Annotated in this window: 16 protein-coding genes; 9 read left to right on the forward strand and 7 right to left on the reverse strand. The window is 68.4% G+C overall.

All coding sequences use genetic code 11. The features are described from left to right. The first annotated feature begins 5 nt into the window (after nucleotides 1-5). Nucleotides 6-1,262 carry a Mur ligase family protein gene (locus BJY17_RS03040; RefSeq protein WP_179550070.1) on the forward strand — a complete coding sequence of 419 codons (1,257 nt, stop codon included), beginning with the start codon at nucleotides 6-8 and terminating at the stop codon, nucleotides 1,260-1,262. After that, nucleotides 1,259-1,996: a type 1 glutamine amidotransferase gene (locus BJY17_RS03045; RefSeq protein WP_179550071.1), complete on the forward strand. Its 738-nt coding sequence runs from the start codon at nucleotides 1,259-1,261 to the stop codon at nucleotides 1,994-1,996. The genes BJY17_RS03040 and BJY17_RS03045 overlap by 4 nt, the downstream gene beginning before the upstream one ends. 64 nt (nucleotides 1,997-2,060) lie before the next feature. Here the strand turns inward: BJY17_RS03045 and BJY17_RS03050 are convergent, their stop codons facing one another. Continuing rightward, on the reverse strand, nucleotides 2,061-2,294 hold the full coding sequence (locus tag BJY17_RS03050) for a DUF7455 domain-containing protein (RefSeq protein WP_056008697.1): 234 nt from the start codon (nucleotides 2,292-2,294) through the stop codon (nucleotides 2,061-2,063). A 113-nt stretch (nucleotides 2,295-2,407) separates the two neighbouring features. On the opposite strand from BJY17_RS03050, the gene BJY17_RS03055 reads away from it, so the two are divergent. After that, nucleotides 2,408-4,519, forward strand: coding sequence for a DNA gyrase/topoisomerase IV subunit B (locus BJY17_RS03055; RefSeq protein WP_179550072.1), 2,112 nt, complete (start codon nucleotides 2,408-2,410; stop codon nucleotides 4,517-4,519). A gap of 114 nt (nucleotides 4,520-4,633) precedes the next feature. Here BJY17_RS03055 and BJY17_RS03060 read toward each other — a convergent pair whose 3' ends face one another. The 3 genes from BJY17_RS03060 to BJY17_RS03070 all read right to left on the reverse strand — a co-directional run bounded on the left by BJY17_RS03060 (nucleotide 4,634) and on the right by BJY17_RS03070 (nucleotide 9,567). Further along, a complete protein-coding gene (locus BJY17_RS03060; protein ID WP_179550073.1) occupies nucleotides 4,634-5,449 on the reverse strand; it encodes a M57 family metalloprotease in 816 nt (271 codons plus the stop codon). Between the two features lie 175 nt (nucleotides 5,450-5,624). Then, nucleotides 5,625-6,980, reverse strand: a complete 1,356-nt coding sequence (locus tag BJY17_RS03065; RefSeq protein ID WP_179550074.1) for an FAD-binding oxidoreductase — start codon at nucleotides 6,978-6,980, stop codon at nucleotides 5,625-5,627. 112 nt (nucleotides 6,981-7,092) lie between these two features. After that, a complete protein-coding gene (locus tag BJY17_RS03070; protein ID WP_179550075.1) occupies nucleotides 7,093-9,567 on the reverse strand; it encodes a DNA gyrase/topoisomerase IV subunit A in 2,475 nt (824 codons plus the stop codon). Nucleotides 9,568-9,641: 74 nt separating this feature from the next. Between BJY17_RS03070 and BJY17_RS03075 the strand changes: the two genes are divergently transcribed. Continuing rightward, nucleotides 9,642-10,790, forward strand: a complete 1,149-nt coding sequence (locus BJY17_RS03075) for an alkaline phosphatase family protein (protein WP_179550076.1) — start codon at nucleotides 9,642-9,644, stop codon at nucleotides 10,788-10,790. A 57-nt stretch (nucleotides 10,791-10,847) separates the two neighbouring features. Here the strand turns inward: BJY17_RS03075 and BJY17_RS03080 are convergent, their stop codons facing one another. After that, nucleotides 10,848-11,432, reverse strand: a complete 585-nt coding sequence (locus tag BJY17_RS03080) for a DUF3043 domain-containing protein (RefSeq protein ID WP_322789729.1) — start codon at nucleotides 11,430-11,432, stop codon at nucleotides 10,848-10,850. A 37-nt stretch (nucleotides 11,433-11,469) separates the two neighbouring features. Here BJY17_RS03080 and BJY17_RS03085 point away from each other — a divergent pair, with 37 nt between their 5' ends. The 5 genes from BJY17_RS03085 (at nucleotide 11,470) to BJY17_RS03105 (ending at nucleotide 16,608) form a co-directional block, all read left to right on the forward strand. Further along, a complete protein-coding gene (locus BJY17_RS03085; RefSeq protein WP_179550078.1) occupies nucleotides 11,470-12,912 on the forward strand; it encodes a dipeptidase in 1,443 nt (480 codons plus the stop codon). 79 nt (nucleotides 12,913-12,991) lie between these two features. Continuing rightward, nucleotides 12,992-13,342 (forward strand): iron-sulfur cluster insertion protein ErpA, encoded by a 351-nt coding sequence (gene erpA / locus BJY17_RS03090; RefSeq protein WP_074259126.1) that lies wholly within the window; start codon nucleotides 12,992-12,994, stop codon nucleotides 13,340-13,342. Between the two features lie 198 nt (nucleotides 13,343-13,540). Then, a complete protein-coding gene (ctaC, locus tag BJY17_RS03095; RefSeq protein WP_179550079.1) occupies nucleotides 13,541-14,434 on the forward strand; it encodes an aa3-type cytochrome oxidase subunit II in 894 nt (297 codons plus the stop codon). A 6-nt stretch (nucleotides 14,435-14,440) separates the two neighbouring features. Continuing rightward, nucleotides 14,441-16,177 (forward strand): aa3-type cytochrome oxidase subunit I, encoded by a 1,737-nt coding sequence (gene ctaD / locus BJY17_RS03100; RefSeq protein WP_179550080.1) that lies wholly within the window; start codon nucleotides 14,441-14,443, stop codon nucleotides 16,175-16,177. After that, nucleotides 16,177-16,608, forward strand: coding sequence for a cytochrome c oxidase subunit 4 (locus BJY17_RS03105; RefSeq protein ID WP_179550081.1), 432 nt, complete (start codon nucleotides 16,177-16,179; stop codon nucleotides 16,606-16,608). Before ctaD ends, BJY17_RS03105 begins: the two co-directional genes overlap by 1 nt. A gap of 96 nt (nucleotides 16,609-16,704) precedes the next feature. Here the strand turns inward: BJY17_RS03105 and BJY17_RS03110 are convergent, their stop codons facing one another. Together BJY17_RS03110 and BJY17_RS03115 are read right to left on the reverse strand one after the other, a co-directional pair. Beyond that, nucleotides 16,705-17,292: a dihydrofolate reductase family protein gene (locus tag BJY17_RS03110; RefSeq protein ID WP_179550082.1), complete on the reverse strand. Its 588-nt coding sequence runs from the start codon at nucleotides 17,290-17,292 to the stop codon at nucleotides 16,705-16,707. Nucleotides 17,293-17,403: 111 nt separating this feature from the next. Then, entirely contained in the window at nucleotides 17,404-18,333 is a 930-nt protein-coding gene (locus BJY17_RS03115) for a putative RNA methyltransferase (RefSeq protein ID WP_179550083.1), read from the reverse strand. Between the last annotated feature and the right edge of the window lie 4 nt (nucleotides 18,334-18,337).

Consider the following 18,337-nt stretch of genomic DNA (forward strand, 5'->3'; position numbering starts at 1 on the left):
CGCCAGTGCGTTACGCCCCGGCGATCCTCGTCGGCAGGCTCACCCGATTCGCCGCCCGGCTGCGCAAGCCCGGCGGCGGATCGGCTGTTCCCGGCCTGGTCGTCAACCGCATCGCCCCGAAGTACCTGAAGCGTACGCTCTCGGGCTTCCCGCAGGGGCTCGTCGTCGTCTCGGGTTCGAGCGGCAAGTCGACGACCACGAAGATGCTCGTCGCGATCCTCCGCGCCCACGGCATCGACGTCTTCACCAATCCGTCGACCGCGAACATCAGCCAGGGCCTCACCTCGGCGCTGCTCGAGCAGGCCGACTGGCAGGGTCGCGTGCCCGGAGAGGTCGCGGTGCTCGAGATGGACGAGGGCCACGGCGCCCTCGTCATGCAGGGCGTCGATGCGCGCGTCGTGTGCCTGACGAACGTCATGGTCGATCAGATCGACCGGTTCCACGACTCCGAGATGGTCGCCTCCATGCTCGCGCGCATCGCGGCACGCGCCGGTGAATCGATCGTCGTGAACGCCGACGATGCGTACCTCGAGCGCCTGGCCGAACGGGTTCGCCCCGAGGTCGCCGTGCACCGCTTCGGTGTGACCGACGCCGTGCTCGCAGCCTCGCCGCGCGGCCTCGGGTACACCGAGACGAGCGACATCCGCCTGTCGAGCGGCACCGACGTGCTCGTCGAGACGGTCGACGGCGCCTCCGCGGTGCTCGACGATGCCGGGGCATCCCTCTCGATCGGTCTGCCTGCACGCGGTGTGCACTACGCCGTCGATGCGGCGGCCGCGTACGCGACGGCGAAGGCCGTGCTGGGCGAGCGGTTCTCGAGCTCGACGGCTGCCGATGCCCTGAGCGCGATCCCCGCAGTGTTCGGCCGTGGCGAGCGCACCACCGTTCGCGGGCAGGATGTCGAGTTCGTGCTCGTGCAGAACCCCGCCAGCTATCAGCTCAACGTCGACAGCATCGCGCCGGGCACCGAGCAGATCCTGTTCGCCATCGGTTCCGACGTGCGCGACCCGTCCTATTTCTGGCCGACGGATGCCGGTTCGCTCGGCCGGGTCTCGATCGTGACTGGTTCGAAGTCGGCCGAGGCGGCGCTCATGCTGGCCTACGACGGCGTCGAGATCGACCGCGTCGAGCCCGACCTCGGCACGGCCGTCGACGACTTCCTGGCGATGCCGGCGCCCGCGTCGGGCGTCAAGACGATCGTCTTCACCGCCGACGCAATGCGGCGCACCCGCGCACACCTCGGACTCGCTGGAGCAGAATGACCCTCACGATCGTCTCGTTGCTGCCCCGACTCCAGAATACGAACGGCGACGCCGAGAACGCCCGCGTGCTCGCGACGCGTGCGCGGTGGGCTGGCCTCGACGCCGAGGTCGTCGAGGCCGAGTCGGCCGCGCAGCTGCCGCCCCGCGTCGACGCGATCGTGCTCGGTTCGGGCAGCGACTCGTCACTCGACGAGAGCCGCGGACTGCTGCTGACGATGCACGACGAGTTCCGCCGCTGGGGCACCGAGGGCGTGCCGATCCTCTCCATCGGCACCGGCTGGGAACTGCTCAGCTGGGGCATCGAGCTCGCGAGCGGACGGAGCATCGAGGGCCTCGGCATCCTGCCGGGCCGCTCGGTGCCGCGTGCGAACCGGGTGACCGGCGACGTCGTGGTGAAGAGCCCGCGGTTCGGCATGCTCGTCGGCTTCGAGAACCACGCCCGCGACTACGTCGGCGCAGAGGCCTCACCGCTCGGCCGTCTTCGCGCCGGGCACGGCAACGGCCGCGACTCCGGTCAGGAGGGCGCGGTCATGGGCGATGTCTACGGCACCCACCTGCATGGCCCGGTGCTCGCCAAGAATCCCGTGTTCGCCGATCGGATCCTCGAGACCATGGCCTCGCGCGCCGGGCTCGAGTACGTCTCGGGCGAGCGGGCGAACGCCGTCGACGCCTACGCGTCGGCGGCGCGTGCCGCGCAGCTGTCCGCCGCCGGCGTCTCGCTTCCCGAGTCCTGAAGCCTCCCGAGTCCTGAAACGACGAACGCCCCGGTCGAGCCGGGGCGTTCGTGGAGTCGGTCGGTCAGCTGCGGTCGGCGAGCAGCTTGCTCGACTCGTCGTGCCAGCTGTGCGCGATCTGCGAGAGCTTCTCCTGGTGCTTGCGACCGTGGTGGGCGCAGAACAGCAGTTCGCCGCTCGCGACGACGACGCGGATGTACGCCTGCGCGCCGCAGGCATCGCATCGATCGAGCGCGGTGAGCTCGTAAGGGGTCTCGAGTTCATCGACCGCACCGGTGGTCTCGGTGTACTGGGTCATGGCTCCTCCTTCGTCGCTCATGCGTGGTGTTCCGTTCATCAATGAAAACACGAGTGGGCGCCGGTTCCTTCCGTTGGGCCGGGCATTTCGCTCAGCGCGTAGTGGCTGAACGGATGTGTCGGTGCAGCTCAGTAGGCTTGATCGACGTGAGCTCCGACTATTCCGCCCGCCATCTCTCCGTGCTCGAGGGCCTCGAGGCCGTGCGCAAGCGACCCGGCATGTACATCGGTTCGACCGACTCCCGCGGCCTCATGCACTGCCTCTGGGAGATCATCGACAACTCCGTCGACGAGTCGCTCGCGGGTCACGGCAACGAGATCGGCGTGACCCTGCACCCCGACGGCAGCGTCGAGGTGCGCGACCGCGCACGCGGCATCCCGGTCGATATCGAACCGAAGACCGGACTGTCGGGCGTCGAGGTCGTGTTCACGAAGCTGCACGCGGGCGGCAAGTTCGGCTCCGGCTCCTACGCGGCCTCCGGCGGCCTGCACGGTGTCGGCGCATCCGTCGTCAATGCGCTCTCCGAACGACTCGACGTCGAGGTCGATCGCGACGGCAAGACCTGGGCCATGTCGTTCCACCGGGGCGAGCCCGGCAACTTCGCCGATTCGGGTGCACCGTCGCCCGATGCGCCGTTCACACCGTTCGAGCAGCGCAGCGAGCTCCGGGTCGTCGGCAAGGTCGCCAAGGGCGTCACCGGCACGCGCATCCGCTACTGGGCCGACCGTCAGATCTTCACGAAGGGCGCCGAGTTCCAGACCGAAGAGCTGCTCGGTCGCGCGCGACAGACCGCGTTCCTCGTTCCCGGGCTCGCCATCGACGTCACCGACGAGCGGGGCGAGGCCCCGCACACGACGTCGTTCCAGTTCGAGGGCGGCATCTCCGAGTTCGTCGAGCACCTCGCGACCGATGCCCCGCTCACCGACGTGTGGCGTCTGACCGGCACTGGCAACTTCACCGAGACCGTGCCGGTGCTCACCGAGGGCGGCGCGATGGTGCCGACCGAGTTGAAGCGCGAGTGCGTGGTCGACATCGCCCTGCGTTGGGGTACCGGGTACGACACGGTCATCCGCTCGTTCGTGAACATCATCGCGACGCCCAAGGGAGGCACGCATCAGGCCGGCTTCGACCAGGGACTCCTGAAGTTCCTGCGTCAGCAGGTCGAGCTGAACGCCCGACGGCTGAAAGCCGGCAACGACAAGCTCGAGAAGGACGACGTGCTCGCGGGCCTCACCGCCGTGGTCACGGTGCGCCTGCCCGAGCCGCAGTTCGAGGGCCAGACGAAAGAGGTACTCGGCACGCCCGCTGCGCGCGCCATCGTCTCGAGCGTGCTGACGAAAGAGCTCGGGGCGCGCTTCTCCTCCACGAAGCGCGACGACAAGAACCAGGCCGCCCTGCTCCTCGACAAGGTCGTCGCCGAGATGAAGTCGCGCATCTCCGCGCGGGCGCACAAAGAGACGCAGCGCCGCAAGAACGCGCTCGAGAGCTCGTCGCTGCCAGCGAAGCTCGTCGACTGCCGCTCGAACGACGTCGCCCACAGCGAGCTCTTCATCGTCGAGGGCGACTCGGCCCTCGGCACCGCCAAGCTCGCCCGCGACAGCGAGCACCAGGCCCTGCTGCCGATCCGCGGCAAGATCCTCAACGTGCAGAAGGCGAGCGTGGCCGACATGCTCGCCAACGCCGAGTGCGCGTCGATCATCCAGGTGATCGGTGCCGGCTCCGGTCGCAGCTTCGACCTCGAGGCCGCCCGCTACGGCAAGGTCATCCTCATGGCCGACGCCGACGTCGACGGCGCGCACATCCGCACGCTGCTGCTCACGCTCTTCTTCCGCTACATGCGGCCGATGATCGAGCACGGCCGGGTGTTCGCCGCGGTGCCGCCGCTGCATCGGGTCGTCGTGATGAACCCGGGCTCGAAGCCGAACGAGACGATCTACACCTACTCCGAGGCCGAGCTCAAGGGCGTGCTCGCGACGCTCGACCGACAGAAGAAGCGCTACCAGGACCCGATCCAGCGGTACAAGGGCCTCGGTGAGATGGATGCCGATCAGCTCGCGACGACGACGATGGATCGTCGCCATCGCACGCTGCGCCGCGTGGGCATCGGCGACGCCGAGAATGCCGGGCGCGTGTTCGAGCTGCTGATGGGCACGGATGTCGCGCCGCGCAAGGAGTTCATCATCGAGAGCTCCGACTCGCTCGAGCGCGACCGCATCGACGCGTGACGCTCACCCGGCGGTCGGCCGGATGCGCTCGCCACGCTGCACGTGAGCCGCTGGGCCCGGTCGAATACGACCGAGCCCAGCGGACCCTGACTGCGCTCTGACGAGAGCGGCGACTCAGTTGCCGTAGAGGGCGACGGCCCCCGTGCGGTCGGAGTTCGTCATCGACAGATCGTCGGACGAACCGTTGCACTGCGGGTAGTGCATGATCGATGACGAGTCGTACGGCGTCAGCGGACGCCAGTTGTTGTCTTCGAAGCACGTGCCCGATTCGGGGCGCGTGTGCTCGTGCCGGAACCCGAGGGTGTGGCCGAGTTCATGACCGAGGATGTTGGCCGGCGTCCAGGAGCCCGAGCTCCAGATCGAGTCGTCGATGAGCACGTTCTGCTGACGGTCGGGCGAGCTCGGGAAGAAGGCTCGAGCGATGTACTGCGAGGTCTGCACCGGCTCGACCGAGAACAGCACCGACTTGTTGCGCGTCGTGCACTGTCCGTCTGCGCTGCTCACGTACACGAAGTTGATCTTCGATGACGCGGCCTCCCAGAGGGCTGCGCCGCCCGCCATCGCGTTGACGACGTCGGCGTGACGCGTGCCGAACTTCGTGCTGACGCAATAGGTGAGGTTGCCGACCTGCGAGGCCGACCACTTGTCGTCGGCGCCGTTGACCGTGTTGACGATGAGCCCGTCGGTCGGCGTCTCGGGACCGACGAGCAGGTCGTAGAACTTCTTCAGGTCGCCCTTGTCCGAGATCACCTCGTCACCGTTGACGATGTAGCTGCCGTCGACGTCTCGGTAGGTCGATGCCGCGAACTCCTGGTAGGAGGGAACGTCGGTGTCATCGAGCGTGGTTGCGCCGGCGGCCGGGATTGCCGTGCCGACAGCGAGCGCGGCCGCCGCGGTGGCGGCGAGCGCGAGTGTTCTCGTGATTCTCATGCAGTGTGCTCCTTCTGAAATGAGCGATCTCCGTTCGCCTGGTCGGCGAGCGGCTTCGGGTCCATGGAACGGGCGTCGTTGCCTGTGGACGGGCGTCATTGCCTGTCCCCCGAAGTGGGCACAAAATTAGCCTGCGCGAATCGTGCGTGTCAAGGATTTCCGGGTGTTCCGCGCGTCAGGCGCGACCGGCGGTCGGTCGGATGTTCTGGTTCAGGTGGAAGACGTTGCCGGGATCGTACGCGTCCTTGACGGCGGTCAATCGTGCGAGCTGCTCGGTCGGGTACGCACGCCGGAGCCCCACGTCTCCATCGTCGCCGAGCACGTTGACGTAGGCGCCGCTGGCGTAGCCGTCCATCGTGCTCGCGTATCGGCGAGCGACCGCCATCCGCGACGCATCCTCGTCGGGCGAGCGCCAGCGGGAGGCTGCCACGAACTCGAACGCCGTGTCACGCCTCGAGAAGGCGGTGGCGTCGCCGGGAACATCTGCGATCGCGCCGCCGTATGCCTGCAGACTCACGTCGGGCGCAAGTTCGTCATCGCGATCGAGGAGCGCATCGATCAGGTCATCGCCGAGCTCCCGGAAGTAGTGGCCCTTCCAGTACCGACGCCATGCGTGACCCTCGACGTCGTCTTCCCGTGTCTGCAACTGCAGGTAGCTGAGCGGGTCGACCGATCTGGCGGCGGGCTCGGCCGCCTGGTCGAGGCGCTGCTCGAGCTCGGCGATGCGTGCACGGGCGTCGAGCGGATCGCCGACCCACACGAACCCGAGCGCAACCGTTCCGCCTGAGATCGTCGCGGTGAAGGTCGATGCGCGTGGCGCGTCGATGCTGAGGTCGCGCCAGGCGCGCATCGCAGCTGCGGCCGCGTCAGTGTCCGCGACATCCTCGATCGGAAAGTGGAACTCGACGGCGATCGCGTCGCCGGGTTCAGGGTGCAGTGCGAACTCGAACGCGGTGACGACGCCGAAGTTTCCGCCCCCACCGCGAAGCGCCCAGTCGAGTTCGCTGTGGGAGTCGCGGTCGACCCGCAGCAGCTCCCCATCGGCCGTGACGAGCTCGAACGCGAGCACGTTGTCGCAGGCGAGCCCGAGCCGCCTCGCGAGCCAGCCCATGCCGCCACCGAGGGTGAGCCCGCCGACGCCGGTGTGCGAGACGTTCCCCGCCGTCGTTGCGAGGCCGTGCTGCTGTGCTGCCCGATCGAGGGCGCCGAGGAGGGCGCCTCCCTGCACCCGCGCGCGACGCCCGAGCGCATCGACCCGCACATCGCCCATGGGCCGGAGATCGATCATGAGACCGTCGTCGGCGACCGCGTGCCCGACGATGCCGTGCCCGCCGCAGCGCACGCCGATCTCGAGGTCGTTCCGGGTGCTGAACCGGATCGCCGTGGCGACGTCGGTCGCGTCGGCGCAGCGCACGATGTGACGCGGATGCCGGTCGACCATGCCGTTCCAGACCGTGCGGGCCTCGTCGTAGCCGTCGTCACCCGGTTCCAGCACGGTGCCGGCGATGTCGTGCAATGACGCGCGCGCCATGAGGAGCCTTCCGTTCGCCCGAGAGCCGGCGCGAGCGAGGTACGAGGTGCATCGGCCGGCACGGCCGAATATGCTCCTCGACCGTGCCCGCGTCAACCCCGGACGAACGCGGTCAGCCGATGCGCGTGCCGATCGCGCCGACGACGGCCTCGAGCGGCTGGCCCGAGGCGTCGCGCTTGGCGCCGCTGTCAGGCAGTGTGCGAGCCGTGCCATCGGGTCCGACGGCGAGGGCGGGGGAGCGGCCGACCCAGGCGAGGTGCAGCGCGTCTTCGCCCTTCAGGAAGCGCTGTGCACGCACACCGCCGGTCGCGCGGCCCTTCGCCGGAAACTCGGCGAACTCGCTGACCTTGGCGCTGCCGGGGTCGGTGCCGAGCAGGGTGTCGGTCGTCGCCGCGATCGTGACGACGACCGCATCGGGTACGTCGTCTGCGGCGATGCTCGTGAAGTGCACGACGTGCGCGCCGCTGCCGAGGTTGATGCCGGCCATGCCGCCGGCGGGGCAGCCCTGGGGGCGCACCGTCGCAGCGGGGAACCGAAGCAGCTGCGCATCGCTCGCCACGAACACGAGCTCGTCGGTCTCATCGCCCTGCACGGCTCCGACGACCTCGTCGCCGGCCTTCAGCCCGATCACCTCGAACTCGGGCTTATTCGGGTAGGCGCCGGTGGCGACGCGCTTGACCACACCCTGCTTCGTGCCGAGCGCGATCGATCGATCGGCGTCGAGCGAGACGATCGCGAGCACCTTCTCGTCGCGGTTCGGCAGCGCGAGGTAGTCGCCGATCTTGACGCCGGCGCCGAGCTGCACCGAGGTCGGCGGCAGCATCGGGAGGTCGACCGGAGTGAAGCGGATGAGCCGGCCGAGGCTCGTCACGGCGCCGATCTCGGCCCGGCTCGTCGTGTCGAGCGTCGAGCGGATCGCGTCGTGCTTGCTGCGACGGGCGGGCACGGTGATGACGGGCGCGCCCTCGTCGCCGATGGGCAGGTCTACGCGTGCGATGCGCCCGGTGGCCGAGAGGAAGACCCGGCAGGGCACGTCGGCGACCTCGAGGATCGCGGCGGCGCGCTTGGCGGCGGCGCCGGCGATGCTCGGTCGGGCGTCGGTGAGCAGGGTGCGGCGAGGAGTGCCGAAGCGCTCGGCGATCTCGGCGAGCTCGTCGGAGACGAGGGCCTCGATGCGGTGGCGGCTCGAGAGCAGCGCCTCGAGCTCGGCGATCTCGGCGCGAAGCGTGTCGCGCTCGGCCTCGAGCTCGATGCGCGAGAACTTCGTGAGCCGGCGCAGCTGCAGTTCGAGGATGTAGTCGGCCTGCACCTGGCTGAGGTCGAAGACCTCGATCAGGCGGGCGCGCGCGGCGGCGGTGTCGTCGCTGCCGCGGATGAGCTGGATGACCTCGTCGATGTCGAGGATCGCGATGAGCAGGCCGTCGACGAGGTGCAGGCGTTCGCGCCGTCGGGCGAGCCGGTACTCGGAGCGGCGAGTGACGACCGAGATGCGGTGCGCCACGTAGACCTGGAGGAGCTCGCGCAGGCCCAGGGTCTGGGGGCCGCCGTCGACGAGTGCGACGTTGTTGATGTTGAACGAGTCCTCGAGCGGCGTGAGCCGGTAGAGCTGTTCGAGCACGGCCTCTGGGCTGAAGCCCGTCTTGATGCCGATGACGAGTCGCAGCCCGTTGGTGCGGTCGGTGAGGTCGGTGACGTCGGAGATGCCGTTGATCTTCTTGGCGTTGACGCCGTCTTTGATCTTCTCGATGACCTTCTCGGGGCCGACGAGGTAGGGCAGCTCGGTGACGACGAGGCCGGTCTTGCGGGCGGTGATCGACTCGACGCTGACCTTGGCACGCGTCTTGAAGCTGCCGCGACCGGTGGCGTAGGCGTCTCGGATGCCCGAGAGGCCCACGATGGTGCCGCCCGTGGGCAGGTCGGGGCCCGGCACGTACTCCATGAGCTCGTCGAGCGTGGCGTTCGGGTGCGCGATGAGGTGCCGCGCGGCGCCGACGACCTCGATGAGGTTGTGCGGCGCCATGTTGGTCGCCATGCCGACCGCGATGCCGCTCGCGCCGTTGACGAGCAGGTTCGGGTACGCGGCGGGGAGCACCTCGGGCTGGGTCAGCTGGTTGTCGTAGTTCGGCACGAAGTCGACGACGTTCTCGTCGAGTCCCTCGGTCATCGCCAGCGCGGGGGAGGCGAGGCGGGCCTCGGTGTAGCGCGATGCCGCGGGGCCGTCGTCGAGTGAGCCGAAGTTGCCGTGACCGTCGATGAGCGGCACGCGCAGGGTGAACGCCTGCGCCATGCGCACGAGCGTGTCGTAGATGGCGGTGTCGCCATGCGGGTGGAGCTTCCCCATGACCTCGCCGACGACGCGCGCCGACTTCACATGGCCGCGATCGGGCCGCAGGCCCATCTCGGTCATCTGGTAGAGGATGCGCCGCTGCACGGGCTTCAGGCCGTCGCGGGCGTCGGGAAGCGCTCGCGAGTAGATGACGGAATACGCGTACTCGAGGAACGAGCCCTGCATCTCAGCGGCGACGTCGACGTCTTCGATGCGCTCGACGATCGGTTCTTCAGCGGGCTGATTCTTTGCTCGGGTCATCCGTCGTCTCTGGGGCGGGCGTGGCATGCACGCGGGAAACAGGGGCGCGCCCGGCCTGTGCCAGACTGGGCGCGATGTCTGCCATGCTACCGGTGCCCGCCGACACCGCTCCGCGCCTTGCCGGGGTGCTCGGCAGTTCGATGTCGGCCGTTCAGGGCCTTCCGAACGATCTCGGCCTTCCCCGGGCGACGGCCGTCGTCGTCGTGCTCGTCGACGGCCTCGGCGCCTCGAACATCCAGGCGCGGGCCGGGCACGCCAGGTTCCTCGCCTCCCGCATGGCGAAGCGCGACGTGCTCCGCACCGTGTTTCCGTCGACGACGGCGGCCGCGATCGCGACGTTCGCGACGGGCCGACCCCCTGGCGAGCACGGTCTCGTCGGATACCGCGTGCTCGACGCGGCGCACGACCGCGTCGTCAACCAGCTGAGCGGATGGGACGCGGGCATGCCGCCCGAGACCTGGCAACGGCTGCCCACGCTCTTCGAGACGATGCGCGAGGCCGGCATCCCGAGCTACGCGATCGGAGCCGCCCGATACTCCGACTCGGGCTTCACCCGTGCGGTGCTCCGCGGAGCCGAGTACCGACCGGGGGCAACCGTCGCCGACCGCTTCGCGGAAGCCGACCGCATCCTCGCGACGGGCGAGCGCGCGGTCGTCTACCTGTATGTGCCCGAACTCGATCAGGCCGCGCACGCGCACGGCTGGGAGTCCGACAAGTGGCTCGGCCAGCTCGAGATGCTCGACGCCGAACTGGCGGCGTTCGAACGACGGATGCCACGTGGCGCCGGCCTCCTCGTCACCGCCGACCACGGCGTGGTCGACGTGCCCGCGCACCGCCACGTCTTCATCGACGACCGGCCCGAACTGCTCGTCGGAGTGCGTCACGTCGGCGGAGAGCCGCGATGCGTGGCGCTGTACTTCGAACCCGGGCTCGAGGCATCCGCTCGCACCGCCCTCGTCGAGGGATGGCGCGCCGCCGAGGGGCACCGCTCGTGGGTCGTGAGCCGCGACGAGGCGATCGACGCCGGACTCTACGGCGAGGTCGCGGGCGACGTGCGCGATCGCATCGGCGACGTCATCATCGCGGCGCGGGCCGGCATCGCGTACTACGACCGCAGGGAGCCGAACCGTCAGGCCGAGGCCATGATCGGCCAGCACGGGTCGCTCAGCGACGAGGAGACCCGGGTGCCGCTCATCCGCGGGGGAGCGTTCGGCCGCGACTGATGCTGCAGAGCGCTGCGAACGCCCCGGACGGCGACGGCGCCGCCCGAGGCATCGGGATCACTCGGGGTAGTTCCAGCGCTTGACCTGCGGCTTCGGCAGGCGCAGCGGGCGCAGCTGCAGTGCGCGCATCGCGGCGTACCAGCGCACGCGCTCGACCTTGTCGGCGCCGAACTTCGCAGCGAGCTTCTTCGTGAGGATGAAGCCGAGCACGATGACATCGATCACCGCGATGAGGAAGAACGACCAGAGCGCGAGGATGCCGATGGACTGCACCTGGGCACTGGGCACGAACGTCAGCAGGATGACGGCGAACATCACGGGGATGAGCACCTCGCCGATGCTGAACCGTGCGTCGACGTAGTCGCGAACGTACTTCTTCTGGGGGCCGCGGTCGCGGGCGGGCAGGTAGCGCTCGTCGCCGACCGCCATGCCGATGCGGGCCCGCTCGCGCGACTCCGCCGCCTTGGCGCGGGCCTGCTTCGCCGCCTCCTTGCGGTCGTTCGGCACGAGCGGGCGCTTCCGCGCCGCCTCCTGCTGCGCCCGGCTCGGCGTGGGCGCACCCTTGCCGGCCTTCAGACGAGCCTGGGTCTCTTCGAGCGTCTCGGCGCTCGGTTCTTCGGTGTTGTTCGGGTTCTTGGCCACGGGATTCCTCGAATCGGTTCCCCTTAAGATTACCGGCATGACCGAGTCTCATCCCGCCGTCGGCGGAACTTCCGACCCCTCGTCCACGAGCGACGCGCTGCGCAGTGCCGTCGAAGCCGCATTCCCCACCACCATCGCCGATCTCACGCGGTTGGTGAAGATCCCCTCGGTGTCGTGGGCGGCGTTCGACGACGCGCATGTCGAGGCGAGCGCCGAGGCGGTCGCCGAGCTCGTTCGCGGGCTCGGCGTCTTCGACCTCGTCGAGATCCGTCGCGCTGCGATCGGCGACGGCGAGGGCACGGATGCCCCGCTCGGCAAGCCGGCCGTCGTGGCGCGCCGTGCTGCGCGCAACGGGCGGCCGACGGTCCTCCTCTACGCGCACCACGACGTGCAGCCGCCCGGTGAGGACGCCGACTGGGAGTCGTCGCCGTTCGAGCCGACGCTCCGCGGAGACCGCCTGTACGGCCGCGGCGCCGCCGACGACAAGGCCGGAGTGATGGCGCACATCGGCGCCATCCGTGCACTCACCGAGGTACTCGGCACCGACTTCGACCTCGGCATCGCGCTCTTCATCGAGGGCGAGGAGGAGTCGGGCTCGCTCTCGTTCGCCAACTTCCTGCACGAGAACCGCGAGCTGCTCGAGGCCGACGCGATCGTCGTCGCCGACTCGGGCAACTGGGACCTCGAGACGCCCGCGCTGACCGTCGCGCTCCGCGGGGCAGTGGCCTTCCGCATGCGGGTGTCGACGCTCGGCCACGCCTCGCACTCGGGCATGTTCGGGGGAGCGGTGCCCGACGCCATGCTCGCTGCGATCCAGCTGCTCGCGACCCTTCACGATGCCGACGGTTCGGTAGCGGTGGAGGGGCTGACCTCGGCCGACCTCGCGACGCCGGCCTACGACGAGACGCAGCTCCGGGCGGAGACCGGCCTCCTCGACGGCGTCACCCCGATCGGGCGCGGCGAGATCCTCTCGCGCATCTGGGCGCAGCCGGCGATCACCGTCACGGGCATCGACGCGCCCTCGGTGGCGAACGCCTCGAACACGCTCGTGCCGAGCGTCGCCGTGCGCGTGAGCGCCCGCGTCGCGCCGGGCCAGCGCGATGTCGACGCCCTCGACGCGATCCGCTCCCACCTCGAAGCACGCGCACCGTTCGGCGCGAAGCTCGAGTTCGACGCGATCGAACTCGGCAATCCGTTCCTCGTCGACACTTCGGGCTGGGCGGTCGCCGAGTCGAACGCGGCGATGGCCGAGGCCTGGGGCAAGGAGCCCGTCGAGATCGGCGTCGGCGGTTCGATCCCGTTCATCGCCGAGCTCGTCGCCGAGTTCCCCGCCGCGCAGATCCTCGTGACCGGTGTCGAGGACCCCGACTCGCGCGCACACAGCCCCAACGAGTCGCTGCACCTCGGCGTCTTCCAGCGTGCGCTGCTGAGCGAGGCCGTCTTCCTCGCCCGTCTCGACGCGCGGAGCGAGGATTCCTGAGAGCCGGCCGACCCCGGCCGCCGTTCCTGCGGTTACCATGGAAGTAGGTTCCGCGTTCCCTGACGCACCGAGGAGAGACATGAGCGACACGATCACCGAGACCGCGCACGGCGTGAAGCTGAGCGACCCCGCCGCCGACAAGGTGCGAAGCCTCCTCGAGCAGGAGGGTCGCGACGACCTCCGCCTGCGCGTCGCGGTGCAGCCCGGCGGCTGCTCGGGCCTCATCTACCAGCTCTACTTCGACGAGCGCCTCCTCGACGGCGACGCCGTCGTCGACTACGAGGGCGTCGAGGTCGTCGTCGACAAGATGAGCGTGCCGTACCTCGATGGTGCATCGATCGACTTCGAGGACACGATCCAGAAGCAGGGCTTCACGATCGACAATCCGAACGCAGAAGGCAGCTGCGCGTGCGGTGACTCGTTCCACTGAGGCATCCTGATCAGCTCCGAAGGGAGGTCGCGAAAGCGGCCTCCCTTCTGTGTTTTCGCCGATCGTGCAGGAAATCAGCGGCCCGACGCGCCCGACACCGCGCCTGAGTGCACACCCCGGGGGTCGAGTCGGAGTAGGCTAGACACCGATCACCGCGCTTCACTGTGAAGCGCCTTCGAGTCTCCCGAAAGGTCACCGGTGCGCAACAACCGCCGTCTCCGATGGGCTGCAATCCCGATCGCAGCGTCGCTCAGTCTCGTCCTCGCAGGGTGCACGCAGGCCCAGTTGAACGGATTCCTCCCCGGATTCGTCGAGGGTGAGGCGCCGGTAACGAACCACACCGAGCGTGTCTCAGGCCTCTGGGTCACCTCGTGGATCGTGCTGCTGATCGTGGGTGTCATCACCTGGGGTCTGACGATCTGGGCCGTCATCGCCTACCGCCGCCGCAAGGGCCAGACCGGCCTCCCGGTGCAGCTGCGATACAACATGCCGATCGAGGTCTTCTACACGATCATCCCGCTGATCCTCGTGCTGGGCTTCTTCGCCTTCACCGCACGCGATCAGGCGGCCATCGAGGAGCGCTTCGCCGAGCAGGACATCGACGTCAAGGTCGAGGTCATCGCCAAGCAGTGGGCGTGGGACTTCAACTACGTCAAGGAAGACGTGTACTCGCCCGGCATCCAGGGCCAGCTCTCCGAAGAGGGCCCCAAGGGCTCGCTCGTGCAGGAGGAACTGCCGACCCTCTACCTGCCCGTCGGTGCCAACGTCGAGATCGAGCTCGAATCGCGCGACGTCATCCACTCGTTCTGGGTCGTGGACTTCCTCTACAAGAAGGACATGTACCCCGGCAAGACCAACTACATGTCGTTCGTGCCCGAGCGCGAAGGCACGTACGCGGGCAAGTGCGCCGAGCTCTGCGGTGAATACCACTCGCTCATGCTCTTCAACGTCGAGGTCGTCTCGCAGGACGAGTACGACGACTACATCGAGTCGCTTCGCGACGCCGGCCAGGAGGGCCAGCTGTCGAACGAGTACGACCGCAACCAGAACCTGCCCGGTACGGGCGCGCCCGAATTGAAAGAGGAGCACTAAGCCGCGATGAGCACCACGACCGCACCGGCTCGCCCCTCCGCGAGCACGCTTCCGTTCGGCGCTTCCAAGGTCGAACGCAAGGGCAACATCCTCGTCAAGTGGATCACGTCCACCGACCACAAGGTCATCGGGTACATGTACCTGATCACCGCGTTCATCTACTTCTGCATCGGCGGCGTCATGGCGCTGATCATCCGGGCGCAGCTCTTCGAGCCGGGCCTCGAGATCATCCAGACGCGTGAGCAGTACAACCAGCTCTTCACGATGCACGGCACGATCATGCTGCTCATGTTCGCGACCCCGTTGTTCGCGGGCTTCGCCAACGTGCTCATGCCGCTGCAGATCGGCGCCCCCGACGTGGCGTTCCCGCGTCTGAACGCGTTCGCGTACTGGCTCTTCAACTTCGGTTCGCTGATCGCGGTCGCCGGCTTCTTCACCCCCCAGGGTGCTGCGTCGTTCGGATGGTTCGCATATCAGCCGCTCGCATCGACGACGTTCTCGCCAGGTGTCGGCGGAAACCTCTGGATGCTCGGACTCGGCCTCTCCGGTTTCGGCACGATCCTCGGCGCGGTGAACTTCATCACCACGATCATCACGATGCGCGCGCCCGGCATGACCATGTTCCGCATGCCGATCTTCACGTGGAACACCCTCGTGACCTCGATCCTCGTGCTCATGGCGTTCCCGGTGCTCGCCGCGGCGATCCTCGCCGCAGCCGCCGACCGCATCTTCGGTGCCCATGTGTTCGACCCCGCCAACGGCGGCGTCATCCTGTGGCAGCACCTCTTCTGGTTCTTCGGCCACCCCGAGGTCTACATCATCGCGCTGCCGTTCTTCGGCATCGTGTCCGAGATCTTCCCGGTGTTCAGCCGCAAGCCGATCTTCGGATACAAGACCCTGATCTACGCGACCATCGCGATCGCGGCGCTCTCGGTCACGGTGTGGGCTCACCACATGTACGTCACCGGCTCCGTGCTGCTGCCGTTCTTCGCACTCATGACGATGCTCATCGCAGTGCCGACGGGTGTGAAGATCTTCAACTGGATCGGCACGATGTGGCGGGGCTCGATCACGTTCGAGACGCCGCTGATCTGGTCGCTCGGCTTCCTCATCACCTTCGTGTTCGGTGGCCTCACGGGTGTCATCCTCGCCTCGCCGCCCCTCGACTTCCACGTGTCCGACACGTACTTCGTCGTCGCCCACTTCCACTACGTGGTGTTCGGCACCGTCGTCTTCGCGATGTTCGCCGGCTTCTACTTCTGGTGGCCGAAGTGGACCGGCAAGATGCTGAACGAGACGCTCGGCAAGTGGCACTTCTGGCTGCTCTTCATCGGCTTCCACACCACGTTCCTCATCCAGCACTGGCTCGGAGTCGTGGCGATGCCCCGCCGGTACTACTCGTACCTGCCCGAAGACAACATCACGTGGATGAACCAGCTGTCGACGATCGGCGCCGGCATCCTGGCGATCTCGATGATCCCGTTCTTCCTGAACGTGTACATCACGGCTCGTCGTGCGCCGAAGGTCACCGTCAACGACCCGTGGGGCTACGGCGGATCGCTCGAGTGGGCGACCAGCTGCCCGCCGCCGCGCCACAACTTCACGTCGATTCCGCGTATCCGTTCGGAGCGTCCTGCGTTCGACCTCAACCACCCCGAGGCCGGCATCCCGATCGGCATCGGTCCGGCGAAGGACGCACCGCAGTCGCCCACGTATGACGCCGCTTCGGAGGAGATCAAGTAATGCGCGCCAACGTCAACCTCTTCTGGATCCTGACGGTATTCCTCGCGATCGTCGCCGGCGTCTACATCGGCTGGAGCTGGGCCGACAACTCGGCGCACGGCCTCAATCACCCCGAGTGGGCCGGCACGGTCGCGATCACGCTGACGGCCGTGCTGAGCGCGTTCATCGCGTTCTACCTCGGCCGGGTGCACAAGGCCCAGGGTGCCGAGCTGCCCGAAGACCGCCTCGACGCGAACATCGACGACGGCGACGCGGAGCTCGGGTTCTTCAGCCCGTGGAGCTGGTGGCCCATCGTGCTCGCCGGCGCTGCGGCACTGATGTTCCTCGGGCTTGCGGTCGGGTTCTGGATCTCGTTCATCGCCGTCGGGCTCGGCGTGATCGCCCTCGTCGGCTGGGTCTACGAGTACTACCGCGGCAACTTCGCCCGCTGATCTCAGCAGGCTGATCGAACGGCCCCGTGCGCATCGCGCACGGGGCCGTTCGTCGTTCTCCACCGTTGCCGGCGGAACACGGGCTGAGGGACGGCACTACTCCGAGCGGCGCACCCGATAGCGCAGGTGGAGCACCCGGTTGCCCTGAATCACCACATCGGGTTCCTCAAGCAGGTGCTGCGCGTCGACCGACCCGAAATAGCGCTTTCCAGAGCCGAACACGACGGGTACGACGTCCATGCGCACCTCGTCGACCAGGCCGGCGGCAAGCGCCTGGCCACCGACGTCGCCGGCAGCGACCTCGACGATGCGGTCACCCGCGAGCTCCTGCGCTGTGGCCACGGCTGCTTCGATGCCGTCGATGAAGTGGAACGGCGCCTCGGGATCCCAACCCTCGGGCTGCGGCCGGTGCGTCGCGACGACCACGTGGTCGATGCCGCTCGGAGGCTTCCCGCCCCACCCTTCCGTCAGGTCGAAGACGTGGCGGCCGACAACCGTCGCTCCGATCTGGTCCCAGTACGTCCGGGTGTAGTCGAAGGACGCCTGTGACACCTTCAACGCGCCGCTCTCGTCCAACGGCACGTCACCGCTGAGCAACCAGTCGAACAGCGACCCGGGCTGGTCGTTCTCGTCGGCGATGAAGCCGTCGACCGATACTGAGCTGTACATGACCACCTTGCCCACAGGGCCCTCCTCTGCTTCGCGGTGGCCCCAGAGCGCTTCAGGTGCCCCCAGAGTAGGGTCTCGTGAGCTGCCCGCTCTTGCAAGCACTCGATCGGCCGGCCGGCCGGCGTGTCATTCCGGCGTCGGGGCCGGATCGATCGTCTGCGTCTGCGTCTGCGGTGATCTGCGGACGAACGTGACGACGTCGACCGAGACGGTTACCGAGAGGTCGCCGGATGCCTCGGCGCCTGTTGCGTGCGAACGATGATGGGCAGCGGGGCCCATGTCGACCAGCAGCTCGCGCGTCGCGGCGTCGGTGACGAGGGGATACTCGACCCTGGTCGTTCGGCTGGGCGTGAAACCCGCGGCCGTGAATTGAGCCGTGACCAGCTCGGCCTTGCCCTCGGGGACGTCGAGTGCCGCCCCCAGGCGCCGAAGCTCCAGGAAGTGCTCGGCCGTCGGTACGACGACGATCAGGAGCCCGCCCGTGCGCACGATGCGCGCGAACTCGGGGGGATTACGCGGGGCGAAGACGTTGATGGCGAGGTCGGCGCTGGCATCGCGGAGAGGGAGCGGTCGCCAGAGATCGAGCACGACACCGGTCGACTCGGGAACGCCGCGCATGGCCATTCGGACCGCGGTCGGCGACCGGTCGGCGAGGAGGACCGAGGCGCCGTCCACCGACGCCGACAGTCCCCGGGCGTAGTAGCCGGTACCGCAGCCGAGATCCGCGATCCTCGGGCCGAGCCGCTCACTGGGATCTGCGCTCGGCGCCGACGGAGGAGCGCCCGGTTCGCCCCGATCCGTCTCGCCGCGCACAGATGCGGCGAGTGCGTCGACGATCGGCGCGTAGGCACCCGACTCGAGGAGTTGCGATCGCGCCTCGAGCATCTGGCGGTCGTCGCCGGCAGTGCGAGGCGCTTTCGGCGGGAGTAGCGTGACGCTGCCGTGCTTGGCCAGATCGAATCGGTGACCGGCAGAGCAGCCGAGCACGCGGTCGGTGACCGGTTCGAGGTCCTGAAAGCAGTTCGGGCACCGCAGCCAGGTCGAATCGATCGACATGGTG

Origin of the sequence: Agromyces hippuratus (assembly GCF_013410355.1) — a bacterium.
Classification (GTDB): Bacteria; Actinomycetota; Actinomycetes; order Actinomycetales; family Microbacteriaceae; genus Agromyces; species Agromyces hippuratus.

Excerpts from the sequence above, each read along its gene's own strand:
- BJY17_RS03065 (WP_179550074.1), bottom strand. The coding sequence starts at position 6,980 with ATGGCGCGCGCGTCATTGCACGACATCGCCGGCACCGTGCTGGAACCG.
- BJY17_RS03085 (WP_179550078.1), top strand. The coding sequence starts at position 11,470 with ATGACCGAGTCTCATCCCGCCGTCGGCGGAACTTCCGACCCCTCGTCC.
- BJY17_RS03070 (WP_179550075.1), bottom strand. The coding sequence starts at position 9,567 with ATGACCCGAGCAAAGAATCAGCCCGCTGAAGAACCGATCGTCGAGCGC.
- BJY17_RS03115 (WP_179550083.1), bottom strand. The coding sequence starts at position 18,333 with ATGTCGATCGATTCGACCTGGCTGCGGTGCCCGAACTGCTTTCAGGAC.
- BJY17_RS03045 (WP_179550071.1), top strand. The coding sequence starts at position 1,259 with ATGACCCTCACGATCGTCTCGTTGCTGCCCCGACTCCAGAATACGAAC.
- BJY17_RS03050 (WP_056008697.1), bottom strand. The coding sequence starts at position 2,294 with ATGACCCAGTACACCGAGACCACCGGTGCGGTCGATGAACTCGAGACC.
- BJY17_RS03055 (WP_179550072.1), top strand. The coding sequence starts at position 2,408 with ATGTGTCGGTGCAGCTCAGTAGGCTTGATCGACGTGAGCTCCGACTAT.
- BJY17_RS03075 (WP_179550076.1), top strand. The coding sequence starts at position 9,642 with ATGTCTGCCATGCTACCGGTGCCCGCCGACACCGCTCCGCGCCTTGCC.
- erpA (WP_074259126.1), top strand. The coding sequence starts at position 12,992 with ATGAGCGACACGATCACCGAGACCGCGCACGGCGTGAAGCTGAGCGAC.
- ctaD (WP_179550080.1), top strand. The coding sequence starts at position 14,441 with ATGAGCACCACGACCGCACCGGCTCGCCCCTCCGCGAGCACGCTTCCG.
- BJY17_RS03060 (WP_179550073.1), bottom strand. The coding sequence starts at position 5,449 with ATGAGAATCACGAGAACACTCGCGCTCGCCGCCACCGCGGCGGCCGCG.
- BJY17_RS03105 (WP_179550081.1), top strand. The coding sequence starts at position 16,177 with ATGCGCGCCAACGTCAACCTCTTCTGGATCCTGACGGTATTCCTCGCG.